The organism is Rugamonas rivuli, from assembly GCF_009380165.1.
Classification (GTDB): Bacteria; Pseudomonadota; Gammaproteobacteria; order Burkholderiales; family Burkholderiaceae_D; genus Rugamonas; species Rugamonas rivuli.
In genome coordinates this window covers 522,797-543,177 of the sequence record NZ_WHUF01000004.1, presented here as the reverse complement: position 1 = coordinate 543,177, position 20,381 = coordinate 522,797, and the positions used below count along the sequence as shown (strand labels likewise).

20 protein-coding genes and 1 tRNA gene are annotated in these 20,381 nt (G+C 64.6%); 8 read left to right on the top strand and 13 right to left on the bottom strand.

What is annotated here, in order from left to right:
• Positions 1-7: 7 nt before the first annotated feature.
• From GEV01_RS17400 to GEV01_RS17385, 4 genes are read right to left on the bottom strand one after another with little or no spacing between them, the layout of a single operon-like run.
• Positions 8-1,270 (bottom strand): NAD(P)/FAD-dependent oxidoreductase, encoded by a 1,263-nt coding sequence (locus GEV01_RS17400; protein ID WP_152806678.1) that lies wholly within the window; start codon positions 1,268-1,270, stop codon positions 8-10.
• The gene (locus GEV01_RS17395) at positions 1,267-1,521 is read right to left on the bottom strand and encodes a 2Fe-2S iron-sulfur cluster-binding protein (RefSeq protein ID WP_070360736.1); all 255 of its coding nucleotides are present in this window, start codon (positions 1,519-1,521) and stop codon (positions 1,267-1,269) included. The genes GEV01_RS17400 and GEV01_RS17395 overlap by 4 nt, the downstream gene beginning before the upstream one ends.
• Positions 1,514-2,632 (bottom strand): NAD(P)/FAD-dependent oxidoreductase, encoded by a 1,119-nt coding sequence (locus GEV01_RS17390; RefSeq protein ID WP_152806676.1) that lies wholly within the window; start codon positions 2,630-2,632, stop codon positions 1,514-1,516. Before GEV01_RS17390 ends, GEV01_RS17395 begins: the two co-directional genes overlap by 8 nt.
• Positions 2,617-3,549: a 4-hydroxyproline epimerase gene (locus GEV01_RS17385; protein ID WP_152806674.1), complete on the bottom strand. Its 933-nt coding sequence runs from the start codon at positions 3,547-3,549 to the stop codon at positions 2,617-2,619. Before GEV01_RS17385 ends, GEV01_RS17390 begins: the two co-directional genes overlap by 16 nt.
• Positions 3,550-3,597: 48 nt before the next feature.
• On the opposite strand from GEV01_RS17385, the gene GEV01_RS17380 reads away from it, so the two are divergent.
• On the top strand, positions 3,598-4,443 hold the full coding sequence (locus GEV01_RS17380) for an AraC family transcriptional regulator (protein WP_152806672.1): 846 nt from the start codon (positions 3,598-3,600) through the stop codon (positions 4,441-4,443).
• On the opposite strand, the gene GEV01_RS17375 is transcribed toward GEV01_RS17380, so the two are convergent.
• Complete coding sequence (locus GEV01_RS17375; protein ID WP_152806670.1) at positions 4,440-5,504, bottom strand: alkane 1-monooxygenase; 1,065 nt, start codon at positions 5,502-5,504, stop codon at positions 4,440-4,442. The two genes, GEV01_RS17380 and GEV01_RS17375, sit on opposite strands and share 4 nt — an antisense overlap.
• 124 nt (positions 5,505-5,628) lie before the next feature.
• Between GEV01_RS17375 and GEV01_RS17370 the strand changes: the two genes are divergently transcribed.
• Together GEV01_RS17370 and GEV01_RS17365 are read left to right on the top strand one after the other, a co-directional pair.
• The gene (locus GEV01_RS17370) at positions 5,629-6,627 is read left to right on the top strand and encodes an AraC family transcriptional regulator (RefSeq protein ID WP_152806668.1); all 999 of its coding nucleotides are present in this window, start codon (positions 5,629-5,631) and stop codon (positions 6,625-6,627) included.
• A 44-nt stretch (positions 6,628-6,671) separates the two neighbouring features.
• Entirely contained in the window at positions 6,672-7,097 is a 426-nt protein-coding gene (locus tag GEV01_RS17365; RefSeq protein ID WP_152806666.1) for a PaaI family thioesterase, read from the top strand.
• 57 nt (positions 7,098-7,154) lie between these two features.
• Here GEV01_RS17365 and GEV01_RS17360 read toward each other — a convergent pair.
• The 4 genes from GEV01_RS17360 to GEV01_RS17345 all read right to left on the bottom strand — a co-directional run bounded on the left by GEV01_RS17360 (position 7,155) and on the right by GEV01_RS17345 (position 11,219).
• Positions 7,155-7,231 (bottom strand) — tRNA-Met (locus tag GEV01_RS17360).
• A 101-nt stretch (positions 7,232-7,332) separates the two neighbouring features.
• On the bottom strand, positions 7,333-8,292 hold the full coding sequence (gene miaA, locus GEV01_RS17355) for a tRNA (adenosine(37)-N6)-dimethylallyltransferase MiaA (RefSeq protein WP_152806663.1): 960 nt from the start codon (positions 8,290-8,292) through the stop codon (positions 7,333-7,335).
• Position 8,293: 1 nt separating this feature from the next.
• Positions 8,294-10,249: a DNA mismatch repair endonuclease MutL gene (mutL, locus tag GEV01_RS17350; protein ID WP_152806661.1), complete on the bottom strand. Its 1,956-nt coding sequence runs from the start codon at positions 10,247-10,249 to the stop codon at positions 8,294-8,296.
• Between the two features lie 43 nt (positions 10,250-10,292).
• Positions 10,293-11,219, bottom strand: a complete 927-nt coding sequence (locus tag GEV01_RS17345) for a peptidylprolyl isomerase (RefSeq protein WP_152806658.1) — start codon at positions 11,217-11,219, stop codon at positions 10,293-10,295.
• A gap of 136 nt (positions 11,220-11,355) precedes the next feature.
• Between GEV01_RS17345 and GEV01_RS17340 the strand changes: the two genes are divergently transcribed.
• Together GEV01_RS17340 and GEV01_RS17335 are read left to right on the top strand one after the other, a co-directional pair.
• A complete protein-coding gene (locus GEV01_RS17340; protein WP_152806656.1) occupies positions 11,356-12,000 on the top strand; it encodes a VTT domain-containing protein in 645 nt (214 codons plus the stop codon).
• Positions 12,001-12,104: 104 nt separating this feature from the next.
• Positions 12,105-13,136 (top strand): carbonic anhydrase, encoded by a 1,032-nt coding sequence (locus tag GEV01_RS17335; RefSeq protein ID WP_152806654.1) that lies wholly within the window; start codon positions 12,105-12,107, stop codon positions 13,134-13,136.
• Here the strand turns inward: GEV01_RS17335 and GEV01_RS17330 are convergent.
• From GEV01_RS17330 to tsaE, 3 genes are read right to left on the bottom strand one after another with little or no spacing between them, the layout of a single operon-like run.
• Entirely contained in the window at positions 13,133-13,975 is an 843-nt protein-coding gene (locus GEV01_RS17330) for a D-hexose-6-phosphate mutarotase (protein WP_152806652.1), read from the bottom strand. The genes GEV01_RS17335 and GEV01_RS17330 overlap by 4 nt on opposite strands.
• A 15-nt stretch (positions 13,976-13,990) precedes the next feature.
• On the bottom strand, positions 13,991-15,451 hold the full coding sequence (locus tag GEV01_RS17325; protein WP_152806650.1) for an N-acetylmuramoyl-L-alanine amidase: 1,461 nt from the start codon (positions 15,449-15,451) through the stop codon (positions 13,991-13,993).
• On the bottom strand, positions 15,415-15,900 hold the full coding sequence (gene tsaE / locus GEV01_RS17320) for a tRNA (adenosine(37)-N6)-threonylcarbamoyltransferase complex ATPase subunit type 1 TsaE (protein ID WP_008451921.1): 486 nt from the start codon (positions 15,898-15,900) through the stop codon (positions 15,415-15,417). The genes GEV01_RS17325 and tsaE overlap by 37 nt, the downstream gene beginning before the upstream one ends.
• A 57-nt stretch (positions 15,901-15,957) precedes the next feature.
• Between tsaE and queG the strand changes: the two genes are divergently transcribed.
• The 3 genes from queG to GEV01_RS17305 all read left to right on the top strand — a co-directional run bounded on the left by queG (position 15,958) and on the right by GEV01_RS17305 (position 19,768).
• Positions 15,958-17,058 carry a tRNA epoxyqueuosine(34) reductase QueG gene (gene queG, locus GEV01_RS17315; protein ID WP_152806648.1) on the top strand — a complete coding sequence of 367 codons (1,101 nt, stop codon included), beginning with the start codon at positions 15,958-15,960 and terminating at the stop codon, positions 17,056-17,058.
• Between the two features lie 42 nt (positions 17,059-17,100).
• Positions 17,101-18,861, top strand: a complete 1,761-nt coding sequence (locus tag GEV01_RS17310) for a DUF885 domain-containing protein (protein WP_152806646.1) — start codon at positions 17,101-17,103, stop codon at positions 18,859-18,861.
• A gap of 139 nt (positions 18,862-19,000) precedes the next feature.
• Positions 19,001-19,768 carry a hypothetical protein gene (locus GEV01_RS17305; RefSeq protein ID WP_152806644.1) on the top strand — a complete coding sequence of 256 codons (768 nt, stop codon included), beginning with the start codon at positions 19,001-19,003 and terminating at the stop codon, positions 19,766-19,768.
• A 216-nt stretch (positions 19,769-19,984) separates the two neighbouring features.
• Here GEV01_RS17305 and GEV01_RS17300 read toward each other — a convergent pair whose 3' ends face one another.
• Positions 19,985-20,353 (bottom strand): hypothetical protein, encoded by a 369-nt coding sequence (locus GEV01_RS17300; RefSeq protein WP_152806642.1) that lies wholly within the window; start codon positions 20,351-20,353, stop codon positions 19,985-19,987.
• Between the last annotated feature and the right edge of the window lie 28 nt (positions 20,354-20,381).

Below are 20,381 nucleotides of genomic sequence, written 5' to 3'. Positions count from 1 at the left end.
GGTGTTATTAATCGATGATGCTGGCCACGCGGGCCGGTGAAATCGGCATGCGCACCGCGTCCGGCCGCCAGCCGTACAGCAGTTCCGTGGCGCCGCCGCAGATGCGGCCCTGGCACGGCCCCATGCCGCAGCGCGTCTGCAGCTTGGCGCTGCGCCAGCTGGTGTGCGTGCGCAGCTCGCCGTGGCAGACGTCTTCGCAGCGGCAGACGATGGTGTCGTCGCCGGCCAGTGCCAGCAGCTCCGGCCGCAGCGCAAACGCGCGCTCCAGCCGAACCGCGAATTTTTTCCAGCGCGCGCGCTCGGCGTGCATTTCCTGCGCGGCGGTGTGCTGGCCGCTTGCCATCAGGCCGGCGATGCGGCCCTCGGCCAGCGCCAGGTCGACGCCGCCGACGCCCGTGCCCTCGCCGGCGCAGTACACGCCGGAGACGGAAGTGTGCTGTTCCTCGTCCACCTGCACGCTGGTCTGCCCGTTGCGCGACACGGTGGCGCAGCCCAGCGCCTGCGCCAGTTCGACGTTGGGCAGCAGGCCGTAGCCGCAGGCCAGGTAGTCGCATTGCAGCGCCTCCAGCTCGCGGGCGCCGCCGCGCTGTATCAGTATCGATTGCAGCGTGCCGTCGCCGTGCGCCGAATGCACATGGCTGTTGCGCAGGTAGGGGATGCCGCCCAGCTGCGCCGCCAGTTGCAGCGCCTGCGTGATTTTGGAAGGCGTCGCCAGCAGGCCGAATCCAAAGCGCGCCAATGCCTGCAAGGGTGCCTGCTCGACGATGGCGACGATCTCCGCGCCCTTGTCGCGCAGGGTCGCGGCCACCGCCAGCAGCAGCGGACCACTGCCCGCCACCACCACGCGCTTGCCCTGCACCGGATAGCCGCCCTTGGACAGCGCCTGCAAGCCGCCGGCGCCGGTAACGCCGGGCAGTGTCCAGCCGGGGAAGGGCAGCAGCCGCTCGCGCGCGCCGGTGGCCAGTATCAGTTTTTCGTAATGCAGCGTGGCGGCGGACGTCGGCGTCTGCACGCGCAGCTGGCCCGGCTCCGGCGCATACAGCACGCGCGTCTGCGGCAGGCGGATGACGTTGGGCGCGGCCAGCAGGTCGCTCCACATTCTTTGCGCGCGCCCATCCTTTTGTTGATCCGGGCCGCCGCGCCATATCTGGCCGCCGGCCAGCGGGTTGTCGTCGACGATGCCGACCCGCGCTCCGTGCGCAGCGGCTGCATGTGCGGCCGCCAGCCCGGCCGGTCCGGCGCCGACTACCAATACGTCGTAGCGGCTCATGGGCGCACCTCGCAGGTGGCAACGCGCATGCCGTCCGCGCACAGCGTCTGGCACGACAGTTGATGCATGCGGCCATCGATGGTGACGCGGCATTCCTGGCACACGCCCATGCCGCACAAGGGCGCGCGCGCCGCGCCGCCGACCGCGCGCCGGGTGACGGCGCTGCCGGCCATGGCGATGGCGGCGGCCACGCTGACGCCTTGCGCCACGCGGATATCGTGGCCGTTGATGTTGAGGACGACGTCAGGCATGGAAGCGTCCCGGCAGGTAAGGGCTGGCGGGGATGCGCGTGCTGTCGCCGTTCATCTGGGCGGCCAGCAGCTGCGCCGTCGCCAGCGAGGTGGTGATGCCCAGTCCTTCATGTCCCGTCGCCAGCCACAGTCCGCGCCGCGCGGCGTGGGGGCCGATCAGCGGCAGGCCGTCCGGCGTGGCGGCACGCAGGCCGGTCCAGCAGCGCAGCACGTTCAGTTGCGCCAGTGCGGGCGTGAACGCGGCGGCATGGCGCAGCATGCGTTGCAGCATGGCCGGCTCCACCGCCAGGTCGATCGTGTCGAACTGGCGGGAGGAGCCGATCAGTACTTGTCCGGTAGGACGGGGCTGCAAATTGAACGCGACCGAATCGCCGCTGGCGGCGTGGGCGCTTTTGATATAACCAAGTTCCACCAGCTGGTGGTGGACAAAACCGGGATAGCGGTCGGTGATGGCGATGTGGCCCTTCTTGGGCTGCACCGGCAGTTCCGGCAGCAGCGCGGTCGAGCGCGATCCTGCGGCCAGCACCACGTGCTGCGCCTGATAGCGCATACCGTCGGCCAGCAGCACGCCGTTGTCCTCGATGGCGGCGACGCTGCCGCGCAGCGTGGTGGCGCCACGGCGTATCGCCCGGTCCAGCAGGATGCGCGCGCTCTTGGGCGGGTACACCAGGCCGTCGCCGGAAACCAGCAGGCCACCGGCCAGGCCGGGACGCAGTTGCGGTTCACGCTCGTACAGCGCGGCAGGCGCCAGCAGCTCGCAGGCGATGCCGTAGGCGGACAGGGTGTCGGCCTTGGCGCGCGCCGCCGCCATTTCTTCTTCGTCTGCGGCCACCCAGATGGTGCCGCAGCGGCTGTACTCGTGGCGCTGCGGCAGGTCGCCGACCAGCGAATTCCACAGCGAGACCGAGTACGCCGACAACGCCAGCTCCGCCGGGTTGTCGTCCATGACCACCAGGTGGCCCATGCCGGCGGCGGTGGCGCCGCTGCCGGCCATGTCCTGCTCGATCACCTTTACCCGCATGCCGCGCTGGCTCAGCGCGTCCGCACAGGCCGCGCCGACAATGCCGGCGCCGATGACGATTACGTCGGTCTGTATCACCGTATGCCCCATACGAAGGGATCGGTCGGATCGAGTATCAGCTGCGCCTGCGAATTGACCCAGGCGCGGCCACGGATGCTCGGTATCAGCAGCTCGCCGCGATAGCTGTACGACGCTTCGAACACGCTGCCGATCACGCTTTCCTGCTTCCACAGCGCGCCCTCGGCCAGCTTGCCGTCGGCGGCCAGGCAGGCCAGCTTGGCGCTGGTGCCGGTGCCGCATGGCGAACGGTCGTAGGCCTTGCCGGGGCAGAGCACGAAGCTCTGGCTGTCGGCGCCGGTGCGCGATGGCGCGAACAGCTCGATATGGTCGATCAGCGCGCCGCCCTCGCCGGTGATGCCGGCCTTTTCCAGTGCCGCGCCCACGGCCACGCTGTAGGCGGTCAGCGCCTCCACGTTACCCACGCCCAGTTCCAGTCCATGACCGGAAACCAGGAAGAACCAGTTGCCGCCCCAGGCCACGTCACCCGTGACCGGACCATGGCCCGGCACCTCGACCGTCACCTGCGACTGCGTGCGGTAGGAGGCCACGTTGTCCACCGTGACGCTGCCGTCGGCATGCAGCTCCGCCTCGACCACGCCGACCGGCGTATCGATGCGGTGGCGGCCGGCGCCGATGCGGCCCATGAAGGCCAGCGAGGCGATCAGGCCGATGGTGCCGTGGCCGCACATGCCGAGGTAGCCGACATTGTTAAAGAAGATGACGCCTGCCGCACAATCGGGCGCGTGCGGTTCGCACAGCAGCGCGCCCACCAGCACGTCCGAGCCGCGTGGTTCGCAGACCACGGCGGAGCGGAAACGGTCGTGCTGGCGTTTCAGCAGGGCGAGCCGCTCGCTGAGCGGACCGTGGCCCAGTTCGGGGCCGCCGTCTATGACCAGGCGGGTCGGTTCGCCGCCGGTGTGGGAGTCGATGATGGAGATTGTTTTCATGCTCAAATCTTAGGCTTCCGGCGGCGCGCTGTCTTGCATCGCCTCCGCATGTTGGATGACGAAATCTGCACAATGACGATAAAACAGGAGACGCCGCCGCCGGCCGCTGGCACAATCGCCTTCATGCATAGAGAACCCCCTCATGATGACGCCCGCCGCGCGCTGGGCGCCGGCATCGCCGACCCCTTCTTTTCCGAAGCGCTGTTCGACGCGCTGCCGGATGTGGTGTTCTTCGTCAAGGACGTGGAATGCCGCTATGTCGTGGTCAATCAGACACTGGTACAGCGTTGCGGCCAGCGGCACAAGGCGGCGCTGATCGGACGCACGCCGGCCGAGGTATTCGCCCGTCCGTTTGGCCAGACCTACCTGGCGCAGGACATGGCGGTGCTGGCCGGCGGCAGCAATATCGAGGACCAGCTGGAGCTGCACCTGTATCCCAACCGCGACCCCGGCTGGTGCCTGACGCGCAAGACCGCGCTGCGCGACGCCCACGGCCGCATCGTCGGCCTGACCGGCGTCTCGCGCGACCTGGCGATGGCGGACAAGAAGAACCCGGCCTACCGCAAGGTGGCGGCGGCGGTCAACCTGATCCACCAGGAGTACGGCCAGACGCTGCAACTGGCCCAGCTGGCGCGCACGGCGAATATGTCGGTGGCGCAGATCGAGCGGTACTTCCTGCGCATCTTCCACCTGACGCCGCGCCAGATGATCATCCAGACCCGCGTGGAAGCGGCGTCGCGCCTGCTGAAGGGCTCCTCCAGCGTGGCGGAAATCGCCCAGGCCTGCGGCTACGGCGACCATTCCGCCTTCACGCGCCAGTTCAAGGCCACCACCGGCGTGACGCCGACGCAGTACCGTCAACTGGCAGTGGCGACGCCGGGAAAAACCAGCTAAACAGTTTCGCTCAATAGCTGGCGTTCCTCGTCGTTGGCGAGGTGCTGGTCCCATGCTTGCAGGCGCGGCGCCATCAGGTGATGCCACAGCGGCGGCACCAGCGCCACCAGCATGGTCGACAGATAACCGCCTATCATCTGCGGCGCGTCCGGGTAGGGATGCAGGTCGTGGTAAGGCACGCCGGCGCGGGCGTGGTGGTGCGAGTGGCGCGTCAGGTTGAACATGGTCCATGAGCTCAGGCGCCTGTTGGTGTTCCACGAATGGCGCGGCTGCACCGGCTTGGCCGGATTGCGCACCAGCCCATAGTGCTCCATGTAGTTGACCACCTCCAGCAGCGCCTTGCCCCACAGGGCGCAGACGGCGAAGAACAGTGTCGCCGCAGCGCCGCCCCAGTACCACGCGGCGGCCAGCAGCAGTACGCTCATCAGGTGGCCGCGTATCACCATGTTGTGACGGCTGTACTGGCGGTGGCCGCGCCGCTCCAGGCGCTTGCGTTCCAGCTTCCATGCGCTGATATTGCCCCTGACCGTGGAGCAGACGATGTGCCAGTAGACGTTGCGTCCGCGCGGCGCCGTGGCCGGGTCTTCGCCGGTGGAGACGTAGCGGTGGTGGCCGTACACATGCTCGATGGCGAAGCCGGTGTCGAAGCTGAAGGCCAGCAGCCAGCGGCCGATCAGCAGCGATGCCGGCTCCTTGGTGCGATGCACCAGTTCATGCGCGGTGATGGTGCCTATCATGCCTATCATCAGGCCTGTCAGCAGCACGGCGGCGGCCAGTTGCAGCGGCGTGGCGTAGCGGCCGGCGATGAAGCTGTCCATGGCCGCGCCGACGATCAGCATCAGCAGCGGCAACGCCAGCCACAGTTGGCCGGTCAGGATGGCGTGATGCCGCAGTGTGGGCGTACTCAGGTCGTCGCCGCCCAGCAGGTCGCCGATCACATAGAACAGCACCACGCCCAGCAGCGACAGCGCGGTCGTATCGCCGCCCGCGTACAGCGCGGCGGCGGCCAGCAGGCCCACCACATGGAACAGGCAAAACTTCAGGTAGTGCAGAACGTTCATCGGCGCGGTCTCCTTGTTGTTATTACGTCCATTGTAGGCAGCGCTACGGACTGCAAGGGAGGTGCCGGATTGACATGCAGGGGTTATTTATTGACAATCGATAGCACTCAATCCGGGGCTCCCCATGCAGGCTAACGACCACACGCTGGCAAGCAGTTACCTGCGCCAGATCGCCGAACAAATCAGCAGCATGGGCGGCGACGCAGGCGACTGGCTGGCGCGCAGCGGCCTGCGCGCGGAGCAGCTGGACGACGGCGAACTGGCGGTGTCGTTCCCCGTGTTCCGCCAACTGGTGCTCGATTCGGTCGAGCTGACCGGCGAGCCGGCCATGGGACTGCTGGTGGGCGACCGCATGCGCGAGCACACGCACGGCATCCTCGGTTACGCCGCCATGAACTGTGGCACGCTGCGTCAGGCTTTGGAGCTGCTGGAGCGCTTCTTCATGCTGCGTACGACGATGCTCGCCATCGACTTCGAACAGCGGGGCGACGAGTTCCGCGTGCGCCTGCACGAGCGCATACCGCTGGGCGATATCGCGCGGCCGGTGCTGGAGGCGGCGCTGCTGGCATTCAAAAATGTGTTGGACTGTATTCCGCGTGGACCGTCGCAATGCCGCAGCGTGGCCTTCAGCTTTGCCGCGTCGTCCGATGCGGCGCTGGCGCGGGAGCTGTTTCGCTGCGAGGTGCGCGAGGGCCAGGACTGGACCGGCATGGTGCTGCCGCTGGCGGCCATCGACGTGCCGCTGCGGATGGGCGATCCGGCCACGCTGGCGCACGCGGTGCAGATCTGCCAGCGGGAGCTGGACAAGCTGGCGGCGCAAGTGTCGCTGGGCGCGCGCGTACAGCGGCTGATGCTGGAGCAGCGCAGCAGCTTCCCGTCGCTGCAATTGACGGCGCGGCTGCTGTGCATGACGCCGCGCACGCTGCACCGTCGGCTGCTGGAAGAGGGCACTTCGTATAAACAGATACTGGAACAGGTGCGCCGCATGCTGGCGCTGGAATACCTGCGCGCCGGCCGGCTGAGCGTGCAGGAGGTCAGCTACGCGCTGGGCTACAGCGATGTCGCCAATTTCCGCCGTGCTTTCAAACGCTGGGAGTCGGTGCCGCCTTCGGCGCGGCGCTGACATCAACTGTCATTCCCCGATGCCGAGATTCGAAAGGAGTTTGCATGACGAACGCAACCCCGATGCTTGCATCGGTTGAGCAGTTGAACGTGGTCCTGGCGGAATCGGCCTTCCTGGCGCCGTATGGGTTTTCCGTGCGCTCGTGCGAGCCGGGGCAGTGCACGCTGATCGTTCCCTTCAGCGCCAGCCTGGAACGGCCGGGCGGCATCGTCAGCGGCATGACCATCATGGGCGCTGCCGACGTTTCGATGTGGCTGGCCATCATGACCCAGCGCGGCACCGGCGAGCATTGGGTGACGACGGACATGAAGACGGCATTCCTGCGCAGCGCGCGGCAAGAGGATGTGGTGTGTGTGGCGCGGATTCTGAAGCTTGGCAAGCGCACCGTCTACGGCACGGCCGAATGTTCCAACGAGCGGGGAGAGCTGCTGGCGCATCACGTTATCAGCTATGCGCGTGTCGGAGACTAGAAACACAAAAGGCCGGACTCGGTGTGAGTCTGGCCTTTGATTATGTGTAGAATTCTTTGGTGGTGATAGGTGGACTTGAACCACCGACCCCAGCATTATGAATGCTGTGCTCTAACCAACTGAGCTATATCACCTGCAACGCCCAGCATTATGGGGGTTGGAGCCTAAGCTGTCAACGCTCGATCCAAACTTTTTTTAAAAATTTGAAGCGCAGCACCAAAAGCTTGGCATATTTTTAACGACGGCGCTTGTCTGCGATCTGCGCCAGCATGGCGCTGGCCGGGTCGCCGCCCAGGCAGTCGAGCACTACGCGTTCCGGCATCGAGCGCAGCCACGTCAGTTGGCGCTTGGCCAGCTGGCGGGTGGCGATGATGCCGGTCTCGCGCATGGTCTTGTAGTCGATGGTGCCGTCCAGGTATTCCCACGCCTGCCGGTAGCCGACGCAGCGCATCGACGGCAGGCCGGGATGCAGGTCGCCACGGCGGCGCAGCACTTCCACTTCGGTGATCAGATTCCCGTCCGGCGTTTCTTCGAGCATGATGTCGAAACGGCGCGCGATGCGCTCATGCAGCACGGCGCGATCCGACGGCTCCAGCGCGAACGACAGCAGCTCGAACGGCAGCTCGGTCTTTTCCTTCAAGGCCAGCAGCTCGGACATGGGCTTGCCGCTCAGCGTGCAGATCTCCAGCGCGCGCTGGATGCGCTGCGCATCCGCCGGCGCCAGGCGGGCGGCGGTTTCGGGATCGAGCAATGCCAGCTTGGCGTGCATGGCCGGCCAGCCGATGCGGGCCGCTTCATCTTCCAGTTCGGCGCGCAATGCGGGATCGGCGCCGGGCAGGTCGTCCAGGCCGTCGGCCAGTCCCTTGAAGTACAACATGGTGCCGCCCACCAGCAGCGGCAGTTTGCCGCGCGCGACGATGTCGTTCACCAGCCGCAGCGTATCGGTGCGGAACTGCGCCACCGAGTACGAGTCCAGCGGATCGATGATGTCTATCAGGTGGTGCGGCGCGGCGGCGCGCTCTTCGCGTGTGGGCTTGGCGGTGCCGATGTCCATGCCGCGATACACCAGCGCGGAATCGACCGAGATGATCTCCGACGGAATGCGCTGCGCGATCGCCAGCGCGGATGCGGTCTTGCCCGATGCCGTCGGTCCCATGATGGCGACCGCCAGCGGTTTTGAAGCGTGAGTACTCATCTTATTGGCCACGCAGGAACAGCTTGTCGAGCGCGCCGATTTCCACCTGCACCCAGGTCGGGCGGCCGTGGTTGCACTGGTCGGCGCGTTCGGTGATTTCCATCTGGCGCAGCAGGGCGTTCATCTCCTGTGTCGACAGGATGCGGTTGGCGCGCACCGCCGTGTGGCAGGCCAGTGTGCCGAGCAGCTCGTTCTGGCGCTCGATCAGCACCCGCGAGCCGCCGAATTCGCGCACGTCGCGCAGCACGTCGCGCGCCAGCGTCTGGGCGTCGGCGTTCTTCAGCAGCACCGGCACCGAGCGTACCGCCAGCGTGGTCGGCGACAGCGTGGCGATGTCGAAGCCCAATGCCTGCAAGGTCTCCTGGTGTTCTGAGGCGGTGCCGACTTCGATCGCGTCGGCGTAGAAGGTGACGGGGATCAGCAGCGGCTGTACCTGCATCTCTTCGCCGGCGACGCGGCTGTCCAGGGCGGTCTTCAATTGTTCGTACAGGATGCGCTCGTGCGCGGCGTGCATGTCCACCAGCACCAGGCCCTTGTTGTTCTGCGCCAGGATGTAGATGCCGTGCAGTTGCGCCAGCGCGAAGCCGAGCGGGAATTCTTCCTGCGCCATCGCCGCCGCCGAGACGGTGAACGGGCTGGCCTGCGGCAGTGCCATGTCCGATTCTGCGCGGTAGCCGGTGACGGGGCCGGAGCCGCCGAACAGGGCGCCGTATCGTTCGGTGCTCTGCGCGACGCCGCCTTCGCTGCCGCCGAAGCGCGGTGCGCCGAAACCTGCGCCTGTGCCGCTTGCGCCACCATCACGCGAGCCGAATGGCGACGGCGAGAAAGTCGGAGCATAGTCTGGCGCCAGCAATGGGCCGAACGAGGTCTGCTCGCCGCGCCAGGTCGAGCTGCCCAGGCTTTCGGCCGCAGGCAGCGGCGACGGCACGCTGCCGTGCGACGTGGCCGAAGTCTGCGCCAGCGCGCGCTGCACCGCGTGGAACACAAACTGGTGCACGGCGCGGCTGTCGCGGAAGCGCACTTCGATCTTCGACGGGTGCACGTTGACGTCCACCAGCGCCGGATCGAGATCGAGCGCCAGCACATAAGAAGGGAAGCGGTCGCCGTGCAGCACGTCCTGGTAGGCCGCCTTGACGGCATGCACCAGCACCTTGTCGCGCACGAAGCGGCCGTTCACGTAGAAGAACTGGCCGTCGGCGCGCGCCTTGGAGGCGGTCGGCAGGCCAACGTAGCCGTGCAGGCGCAGCGGGCCGGCGCTTTCGTCGATCGGCAGGCGCGCTTCGGCGAAACCGTCGCCGAGGATGTGGGCGCTGCGCTTGGCCATCTCGCTGACGTTCCAGTGGTCGATGGTGCGGCCGTTGTGGCTCAGCGAGAACGACACATCCGGCCGCGCCAGCGCGATGCGGCGCACGACTTCGGCGCAGTGGCCGAATTCGGTCTGCTCGGATTTGAGGAACTTGCGGCGGGCCGGCGTGTTGAAGTACAGATCCTGCACGTCGACCGTGGTGCCCTGGGCGCCGGAAGACGGCACCACCGCGCCGTTGTGCGAGCCGACGATTTCCCAAGCATGGGCGGCGTCTGCGGTGCGCGAGGTCAGCGTGACGGCTGCCACCGAGGCGATCGATGCCAGCGCCTCGCCACGGAAGCCCAGCGTGCCGACGTTTTCCAGGTCGTCCAGCGAGGCGATCTTGGAGGTGGCGTGGCGGGCCAGTGCGAGCGGCATCTGCTCGGGCGGGATGCCACGGCCGTTGTCGGTGATGGCGATGCGTTTGACGCCGCCTTCCTCCAGCCGCACGGTGATCTGCGTGGAGCCGGCGTCGAGCGCGTTCTCCAGCAGTTCCTTGACCACGGCGGACGGCCGTTCGACCACCTCGCCGGCGGCGATCTGCGAAATCAGCTGGTCAGGCAGGGCCTGGATGGGGCGGGGAGTGCGGGGGGAAGTGTCGGGCGCGTTCATCACGAGATTATAACTGTTCGCCGCGCCCGATCCCCCGCCGGGCTTAGTCTTTCGGATGCACGCGCACGGGAATCTGTGCGTTGCACAGTTCAACGTACTTGGGCGTGAATTTGTTCCACGGACCGCCACGGTTGCGCGACGCGTCGATCACGGCCTGATAAATAGGCGCTTCGCTGCGCATCACTTCCAGGTGGCTGCGTTCCGCCTCCGGCACGTCCGCCTCCAGCCGCACCGATTTGATCTGCATGCGCGACTCGCCGGTGCCATAGAAGCCCATGGTCTCGCCGCCGCGCGGCAGGGTAGCCAGCAGCGGCATGCCCCACACCACCCGGCCCACTACCGTGATATTGCGGTCCAGATGGCGCGGCGCGTGGCCGTTGACGGCATACAGCTCGGCGCCGTTGCCGCTGTCGGTATCGTTGTTGCGGCCCACGCCGACCATGCCGTAGCAGTGCGTCAGCCAGGTGGTGCCGGCCTTGGGATCGCGCCCCACCGGGAAACCGTTGGAATGGCCGATCTGCGGGGCATAGCCGTCGATGTCGAGCTGGCGCACGAAGTGCTTGTCGTTCTTCATCGGCACCGTGAACTCGCCCACCACCTTGGCCTTGGCCGAACCCTGCGGCTTGGGCGATGCGCCCTCGGCGTCCGGATCGCCCCATTGCGCCACATAGTTATCCTGCGAGCGCAGCATGGACAGGCCGTCGAAATAGCGCTCCTTGACCAGGGTCTTGATGTTGGCGATATTCTGCGGCGCGAAGTCCGGCGCCAGCTCGATCACCACGCGGCCGGTCGGCAGCTCCATGTACAGGGTGTTGTTCGGGTCCAGCGGGCGCCAGTCGGAGGGCTTGGACTGCTTGACGACTTCGCCGGCGCTGGGGCGCACCGGCAGGTCGCCGGCTTGCGCCAGCGTGGCCAGGCTGATCGCCAGGGCGGAGAGGGGAAGAGCGCGGAACAGGTGGGTCTGGGACATCCATTATCTCCTTGGTTGGTCGCATCCGCTTGTTGCGGGCGGTCGGGCGATTGTAAATGGTTATCGGAGGTCTGGAAACTTCTGCCACCGGGGCCGGGGTGGTGTATGATTCCGGCGCAGACTTTATGGGAAGAATATGGATTTTATGCAATTTTTTGACATGATCCTTCATGTCGACAAAACACTGGAAGTGCTGATTCAGCAATACGGAACCTTGGTCTACGCCGTGCTGTTCGCGATCATCTTCTGCGAAACCGGCCTGGTGGTGCTGTTCTTCTTCCCTGGCGACACGCTGCTGTTCATTGCCGGCGCCCTGTGCGCGCTGGGCGAAATGAATCTGGCCCTGCTGATGCTGCTGCTGATTACGGCCGCCGTCACGGGCAACACGCTCAACTATTGGATAGGCGAGGCCATCGGGCAGCGCGTGTTCACCCACGACTACCGCTGGCTCAACAAGGACGCGCTGCGCCGCACCCACGAATTCTTTGAAAAACACGGCGGCAAGACCATCGTGCTGGCGCGCTTCGTGCCGGTGGTGCGTACCTTCGCCCCGTTCGTGGCCGGCGTGTCGGACATGACCCATGCCCGCTTCCAGATGTACAACATCACCGGCGCCGTGCTGTGGGTGGTACTGCTGACCACGGCTGGCTACTTCTTCGGCAATATCGCCATCGTCCGCGAACACCTGACCGAGATCGTCCTGGTCGGCGTCGGCGTGGCCGTGGTGCCGATGGCGCTGGGCGGCATGTGGAAGCTGTCGCGCCGCATGCTGGGCCGCTAAGAGTGCTGAAACGCAAATAAATACCGTCTGCGAGGCCGAGTCCGCTCAAGTTTTGCCCAAATGCATCCGTATACCAGTATGTAATTCTTACCTTCTGGATATCCATGCGTACTCTCCTCACCCTCATTGCCTGCTGCTGCGCCATCACGGCCGCCAGCGCTGCAAACGACCCGCTGATTTCGCCATCGACGAAATCGGCGGTGGCGGGTGCTGGCACGGGGTCGATCGCGTCCATCCGTCCGAGCAGCCCTGGTTCTTCCAGCGCTTCGGCATCCGCTTCTTCCTCCTCCCCGACCCGCAAGCTGACCGAGCGCGAACGCGAAGCCGAGGCGGAAGCCGACCTGTCGGCCAAGATCGCGGCCCGCCTGGCCATCATGCGGGCCAACCAGCAGGCCCGCGCGGCCGCTGCGGCCAAGGCCAAGAAGGTCGCCGCCGCCACGCCGCCTGCGCCCAAGGTGTACAGCAACCACTGGTCGTACGAGGGCGAGAACGGCCCGGCCAACTGGGGCAAGATCAATCCTGAATGGTCCAAGTGCAGCACCGGCAACCGCCAGTCGCCGATCGATATCCGCGACGGCATGAAGGTGGAGCTGGAGCAGATCACCTTCGACTATCACCCATCCTCGTTCAACGTCACCGACAACGGCCACACGGTGCAGGTCATGCTCAGCGGCGGCAATTTCCTGACGGTGAACAACCGGATGTATGAGCTGATCCAGTTCCACTTCCACCGTCCGTCGGAAGAGCGCGTCAACGGCAAGGGTTATGAGATGGTGGTGCACCTGGTGCACAAGGACGGCGAAGGCAAGCTGGCCGTGCTGGCGCTGCTGCTGGAGCGAGGCAAGCCGCAGCCGGTGATCCAGACGGTGTGGAACAACCTGCCGCTGGAGAAGCTGGAAACGCTGGCGCCATCGACCGTGCTCGATCCGCTGGACCTGATCCCGGCGCGCCGCGACTACTTCACCTTCATGGGCTCCCTGACCACGCCGCCGTGCACCGAGGGCGTGCTGTGGCTGGTGATGAAAGAGCCGGTGCAAGCCTCGCCGGCGCAGATGGCGCTGTTCAGCCGCCTCTATCCACTGAACGCGCGGCCGATCCAGCCGGGTTCCGGCCGGATCGTCAAAGAATCTAACTAGTCCGCTGTGATGCGGTGGCTGCCGGTCCAGGTGGCGCCGGCATCCAGCTGCTGCTGGTCGATGCGCGCCGGTTCGATGCAGACGAAGCGCAGATACTCCTCATCCGCCAGGTCCACCAGCGCCTTGGCATCATCCTCGCCCGGATTCCACACCACCCAGTTATCGTAGCCATGCTGCTCCAGGCGCAGCGTGGCATTGGCCGTGTTCAGCGTCAGCGCCGGCGTGGACTGGTACATGCGGTCGTGCTTTTCGGTGAAGTGCAGCGCCGGATGTTCCTGCTCCCGCGTGTTCTGGTGATGATCGGTGTAGCGCACGTGCTGCAGGCCGCTGATGCTGGTCGCGGCCAGGTGACCCACATCGTAGTAGGTGTGCAGCGCCACGCCGAACGGGAAGGCTTGCGCTCCGGTGTTATGCACGGTGAAGCGCGCGTCGATCGAGTCGCCGTGCAGCGTGAAGCGCAGCGTCAGTTCGAAGGCGTGCGGCCAGGCTTGCGCGTGGTCCGGCGCCAGGTCGTTTTGATTCAGGCTGAATTCGAGGAAGGACTGGCCGCCGTCGCCGCCGCTGGCGGTCAGGTGCCAGGTACTGACGCGGGCGAAGCCGTGGCGCAGGCCGGGGCCGCGCACATTAAACTGCGGGAAGATCACCGGCACGCCGCCGCGTATGGCCTTGCTGCCGTCCAGCGGCGTCTGCGCGCTGACGAACATGCGCTCCTTGCCGTCGCCGGTCTTCCACGATAGCAGGTGGGCGCCGAACAGCGATACCGTCGCCTGGCTGCCGTCGGCCGCCGTGATTTGAATTGCCGGCAGTGCGCCGTATTCCGTCGTCGTTACTACAGCCATGTCTCTCCCGTTTGTTTAAGTCAGCCGGTTCTTTGCCAGCGGTGGGTTTTTTGCGAAATAACGCCGTATGCCTTTGACGATGGCATCGGCCAATTGGTTCTGGTAGCCGTCGTCGAGCAGCTTGGCTTCCTCTTCCGGGTTGGAGATGAAGGCGGTTTCGATCAGGATCGACGGAATGTCCGGCGCCTTTAGCACCGCGAAGCCGGCCTGCTCGACCGAGCCTTTGTGCAGGCGGTTGATGCCGCCGATCTCGCCCAGCACCGACTTGCCCAGCCTGAGGGAATCGTTGATCTGCGCGGTGGTTGACAGGTCCAGCAGCACGCTGGCCAGTTGCCGGTCCTGGGTCTTGACGTTGACGCCGCCGATGGTGTCGGCCAGGTTTTCCTTGTCCGCCAGCCAGCGCGCCGCCGTCGAGCTGGCGCCTTTTTCCGACAGCACGAACACCGACGAGCCGCGCGCGGTGGGCTGCACGAAGGCGTCGGCGTGGATGGAGACGAACAGGTCGGCCTGCACCTTGCGGGCTTTTTCCACGCGGGTGCCGAGCGGTACGAAGTAGTCGCCGTCACGCGTGAGCATCACGCGCATATTCGGGAATTCCTCGATCCTGGCCTTCAGGCGCTTGGCGATGGAGAGCACGATATCCTTCTCGCGGCTGCCGTTCTTGCCCGATGCGCCGGGGTCTTCGCCGCCGTGGCCGGGGTCCAGCACCACGGTCAGCATGCGTACCAGCTTGCCGTTCTTGTCGACCTTTTCGGCGGCGCGGGTCTGGGCCTCGGCCGTTTTCAGTTCGTTCTTCAGTTCCGCGCGCGGATCGGCCTTGGTGTCCGGCTTGAGCGCTTCCAGCTGCGCCTGCGGCGTTTGCGGGGCTTGTGCCGCCGCCTGCGCCTCGCCCGGTTTGAGCGGCGGCATATCGCCTTTCGGCGCGCTGCCGGCGGCGGCCGCGCTGGACGGCGGCGTCTTGCCGTCGCCCGACCAGTCGCCTTTTTCGATCATCGCGGCGATCGGATCGGCCGCCTTGACCGGATACAGGTCGAAGATCAAACGGTGTTTGTAGTTGCCGGCCGGGGCCAGCGTGAACACCTGCGGCTTGATTTCTTCCTTCAGGTCGAACACCAGGCGCACCACGTTGGGCCGGTTCTGGCCCACGCGCACCTGCTTGATGTACGGATCGTTGGACTGGATCTTGGCGACCAGGCTTTTGAGCGTGGGATTCAGCTCCAGGCCTTCGATGTCGACCACCATGCGTTCCGGGTCCTTGACGATGAAGTGCGTGGCCTTGAGCGCGGCGTCGTTTTCCAGCGTGACGCGGGTGTAGTCCTCCGCCGGCCATACCCGCACCGCCAGGATTTGCGCGGCGTAGGCGCGCACCGGGGCCAGCACGGAAAGCAGCAGTGTGGCGCCGGCCTTGAGGACGGTGCGGCGCGAGACAGCACCCTTGTTCACATGTTGGGGGCGAATTTGAGGCGTTGAAGACATGAGTTACCCAGGGCGGTGGACGCCTGCAATTCTACATCACGGCCGTTGCCGGCCACGGTCAGGAACAGGTTGATATCGGCGGCAGGCAGCACGCGGTCGGCCTTTTCGGGCCATTCGACGATGCAGATGTTGTCGCCGTTGAAGTCCTCACGGAAGCCGGCGTCGAGGAATTCCTCCGGGCTGCCCATGCGGTACAAGTCGAAATGGATCACGCTGACGCTGCGGCCGTCGAGCTGGATCGCATACGGTTCGGACAAGGTGTAGGTCGGGCTTTTGACCGTGCCCACATGGCCGGCGGCGTGCAGCAGGGCGCGGGTGAGGGCGGTTTTGCCGGCCCCCAGGTCGCCGTGCAGGTAGATCACCAGGCCGGGCGAGATGGCGCGCGCCAGGGCCGCGCCCAGGGCGGCGGTGCCGGCTTCGTCGTGGAGATGGGCTTGGAAGTGCTGCATCAATTAGAATGTCGTGTTGGTTGGATCGCCAGCCATTGTAACCGCCACCTGCTACCGATGTCCCTGTCAGAAACCAATTTAGCCGAACTTGCCCTCAGCATCAAGCGCTGGGGTGTGGAGCTGGGCTTCGCCGAAATCCGCATTACCGACATCGACCTCAGTCACGCCGAGGCCGGCCTGCAGGCGTGGCTGGACGCCGGCATGCACGGTGAAATGGACTATATGGCCACCCACGGCATGATGCGCGCCCGTCCGGCAGAGCTGGTGCCGGGCACCATCCGCGTGGTCAGCGCCCGCATGAACTATCTGCCGAGGGACACGGAAACCGGCGGCGACAACGATTGGCGCGAGCGCGAGGCGGCGCGGCTGGCCGATCCCGGCGCGGCCGTCATCTCGGTCTATGCGCGGGGCAGGGACTATCACAAGGTGCTGCGCGCCCGCCTGCAGCAGCTGGCCGACAAGGTCAAGGCGGAGATTGGCGACTTCGGCTACCGCGTCTTCACCGACTCGGCGCCGGTGATGGAGCTGCCGCTGGCGGAGAAGGCCGGCCTGGGATGGCGCGGCAAGCACACCTTGCTGCTGTCGCGTACCGCCGGCTCGATGTTCTTCATGGGCGAGTTCCTGGTCGACCTGCCGCTGCCGGTGGACGAGCCGACCGGCCGCCATTGCGGCCAGTGCTCGGCGTGCATCGACATCTGCCCGACCCAGGCCATCCTCGGGCCGGGCAAGCTGGATGCGCGGCGTTGCGTGTCCTACCTGACCATCGAATTGAAAAGCGCGATCCCGCTGGAGATGCGGCCGCTGATCGGCAACCGCGTCTACGGCTGCGACGACTGCCAGACTGCCTGCCCATGGAACAAGTTCGCGCAGCGCGCGGTGCTGCCGGACTTCGACGAACGCCATGGCCTGGGCAGCGCCTCGATGGTCGAACTGTTCGCGTGGACCGAGGAAGAATTCAACCGCAAGATGGAAGGCAGTCCGATACGCCGTATAGGCCATGAGCGATGGCTGCGCAATATCGCGGTAGGCCTGGGCAATGCGGCGGCGGCCGGCGCCAAGGGCGATGCGGCGATCGTGGCGGCGTTGATGGCGCGTCGCGAGCATCCGTCGGAACTGGTGCGCGAGCACGTCGAATGGGCGCTGGCCTGCCACGCTTGAACTGCGCTACACTCGTGCGGTTCTTCCACGAGGCCCACGTCCATGCATACTTCAACCAGATTCATTTCGCTGCTTGCCGGCGCGTCGTTCACCCTTGCTGCGCATGGCGTCAGCTTCGATAGCTGGGCCGACAAGGTCGCCAACGCCAAGGTGCGCAACGATCCTGAGCAGGCCACGCAGAAGCAGTATTTCAGCGGCAAGGAGCAGGACCAGTTAGACCGCAAGCTCACGCCCAACACCATCGTCCACCGCGCCGGCGAAGTGGCCGCGGCCAAGACCGCATTGGCGCAGTTGGCGAAGATCGACCAGCAGGCATTGACGCCGCAGCAGCGCGCCAGCGCCGCCAGCATAGGCTGGAACTTGCAGGGGACGGTGGATGCGTGGCCCTACATGGACTACAACTTCGTCTTCAACCAGTTCGGCGGCCTGCATGTGCAGCTGGTGAACTTCCTGACGCAGGCGCACCCGATCCGTAACCGGCGCGATGTCGAGAACTACTTGGTGCGGCTGAAGGCGGTGGCCGGCAAGATGGACACCGGCATCATGCAGGCGCGTGGCGCGGCAGGCCGTGGCATCCTGATGCCGACCTTTTTGACGCAGTCCTCGATCGGGCAGCTGGACCGCTTCCTTGATGGCACGCCGGAGAGCAATGTGTTTGTCGCCACGCTGAAGCAGCGCATGAGCAGTTTGCAGGACGTGTCGCCGGAACAGCAGGCGAAGTTTGCGGCGGCGGCCGAGGTGATCGTCGGCCAGTCCATCATCCCGGTATTCCAGCGCGCCCGCGCGATGCTGCAGGAGCAGCTACCGCGTACCACCAACGACGCCGGCCTGTGGCGCCTGCCCAATGGCGACAAGGCCTACGCGCTGCTGCTCAAGCAGATGACGTCCAGCGATTACACGCCGGAGCAGATCCACAACATCGGCTTGCAGGAAGTGGCGCGCATCGAGAAGGAGATGGATGGTTTGCTGGCGTCGCTGGGCTATAGCACCGGCACGATCAAGGAGCGCATGGCGCAACTGGAGAAGGATTCGCAGCCGAAGGAAGCCGATCCGCGTCCGGCGCTGTTGGCGCGCTACGACAGCGTCCTGCGCGATGCAGAGGCGCGCGCGAAGGAGCTGTTCGATGTGGTGCCGAAGGCGCCGGTGGTGGTCAAGCGCGAGCCTTCGTTCACCGAGAAGACGGCTGCGGCCCATTACACGGGGCCGGCCAAGGATGGCACGCGGCCGGGCATCTTCTGGGCGCCGATGCCGGGGCCTGAGTTCCGCATCGTCGGCATGCGTACGCTGGTGTATCACGAGGGCGTGCCGGGCCACCACTTCCAGGTCGCGCTGCAGCAGGAGAACGACAAGCTGCCGCGCTATCGCAGGGACCGTGTATTCGCTGTGGGCTCGGCGTATGGCGAGGGCTGGGCCTTGTATGCGGAGCAGCTGGCGGCGGAGAACAACTGGTATGAAGGCGACGTGGTCGGCCATCTGGGCCAACTGGATGCGGAACTGTTCCGCGCTCGCCGGCTGGTGGTGGACACGGGCCTGCACGCGATGAAGTGGACGCGCCAGCAGGGCATCGACTACGGCATCGCGGCGTCGGAAGTGGAGCGGTATGTCGCCATGCCGGGCCAAGCCTGCGCGTACAAGATCGGCATGATGCGCATCCTCGACCTGCGCGCCAAGGCGCAGAAAGCGCTGGGCGACAAGTTCTCGATCAAAGCCTTCCACAATGTGGTGCTAGAAACCGGCAACGTGCCGCTGCCGGTGCTGGAGCAGGTGGTGGACGAATGGATCGCGGCGCAGAAGGCAGTTTAATTTGTGTTCGCTAGCCGGAATTGTGGAGTTGTCTGTAGTAGTCAAGAACTGATGGCGGCAGCAATGTGAGTTATAGTTTTCCTTGGTCCTGCGCCAACAGCGGGTATTGAAAGAGCAATCAGAACAATGAACGGAAACCATGACAATACCAATCGATCCTGATGCAGACCGAGGCTTTAGGACCTACATTCCGGATGCAGTCTGGGATGACTACTTCCTGTCGCTAGGTAAGTTCTTTCATGAATATGCACGAATGGAAAACGTCCTGAATATTCTTCTTTCAAACTTGTTAGAGGAGGCTGTTTTTCCAAGCAAATACTATACGCCCCCTATATCCGACGAAGAACGCATCAAGTGGTTTCACGACTCAGCGGCCCAGCGCCGGGGGCAGGAGGATGCTGCAATGTCTCTCCAGCGCAAGGCAGCAGTTCGTGCTGTGCTTGGTTCTATGCGCTTCAAGTCAATGAGGGATTCATTCAAAAGACTCTTAAACGTCACAAATGCAGATCCCAAAGTAACTGGAGAGTTAGAGCGTATTTTTTCTCATCTAGGAGAAATTCAATTTCTCCGCGATAGACTTGCGCACAATGGCGCAACGCCTGACATGACAAATAAGGAGAACTGGTTTTCGACGTCTGACTCGCATACGCAAAATTTGCAAGAAAAGACCAGCACGATTTATTTCAAGGCCGGCGATCTTCTCGATATGGCTAGAGACCTACACGTAATTCCAGATCTAATTTTTGAGGTGTTTAACCCAGAAATCAAACAAGCTATCGATGCAGATCCCCTTATGCAAACGCAGGAAATGAAAGCCCATCTCGACGATAAGCGTGGTCCATTTAGATATAAACCCTCTCAAATCCGACGGGTAAGCCATAAACAGACGACAGCGGATGGTAAGTGATTGTGAGAATGAAAGAGTGCGAAGTCAGTCTGAATTTCCTACACAGTTCTCAGCTGTCATGCATCCCAATGTTCGGTCATCAGACTCCCTGATGCTGGGGCTGGCGCAAGATGAGGAGAGTGCAGGATGGGGGCAGTTTCGGTAACCCACCAAATGGCACGTTGCCGAAGCTGACTCCCAAGCCCACAAGTTTGTTGCCATGCCTAGGGACAGTCCTCAACTACGTTTCTTGTCCTTGTTTTGCTGAAACTGGTGCTCGCCCGGCATGACAAGCTTTGCTTTTGACCAGTACGCTATCACCTCAGCCTCGTTGGTCTGGTCGTAAGGGCAATCCGGATCATCAACGTAGTCAGGCGCCGCTGCGACGATTGTCTCTATTTCTTCGGGGCTAAAAGGTGGCCCCTTTTGGCGCGGATGATTATCAGGAAATGTCATTGTAGCCTTTGACCAAAAGGTCCTAACCTCCGCTTCGTTGTTCGGATCACAGGGGCAATCAGGATCGTCCACATGGTCCGGAGTTGCAGCGATCGCGACATCAACTTGCTCTTGAGTGAAGTACGGCTTTGAAATATTTTCGTGTTTCATATCGATCACCATATCTGCAAGGAAGCGA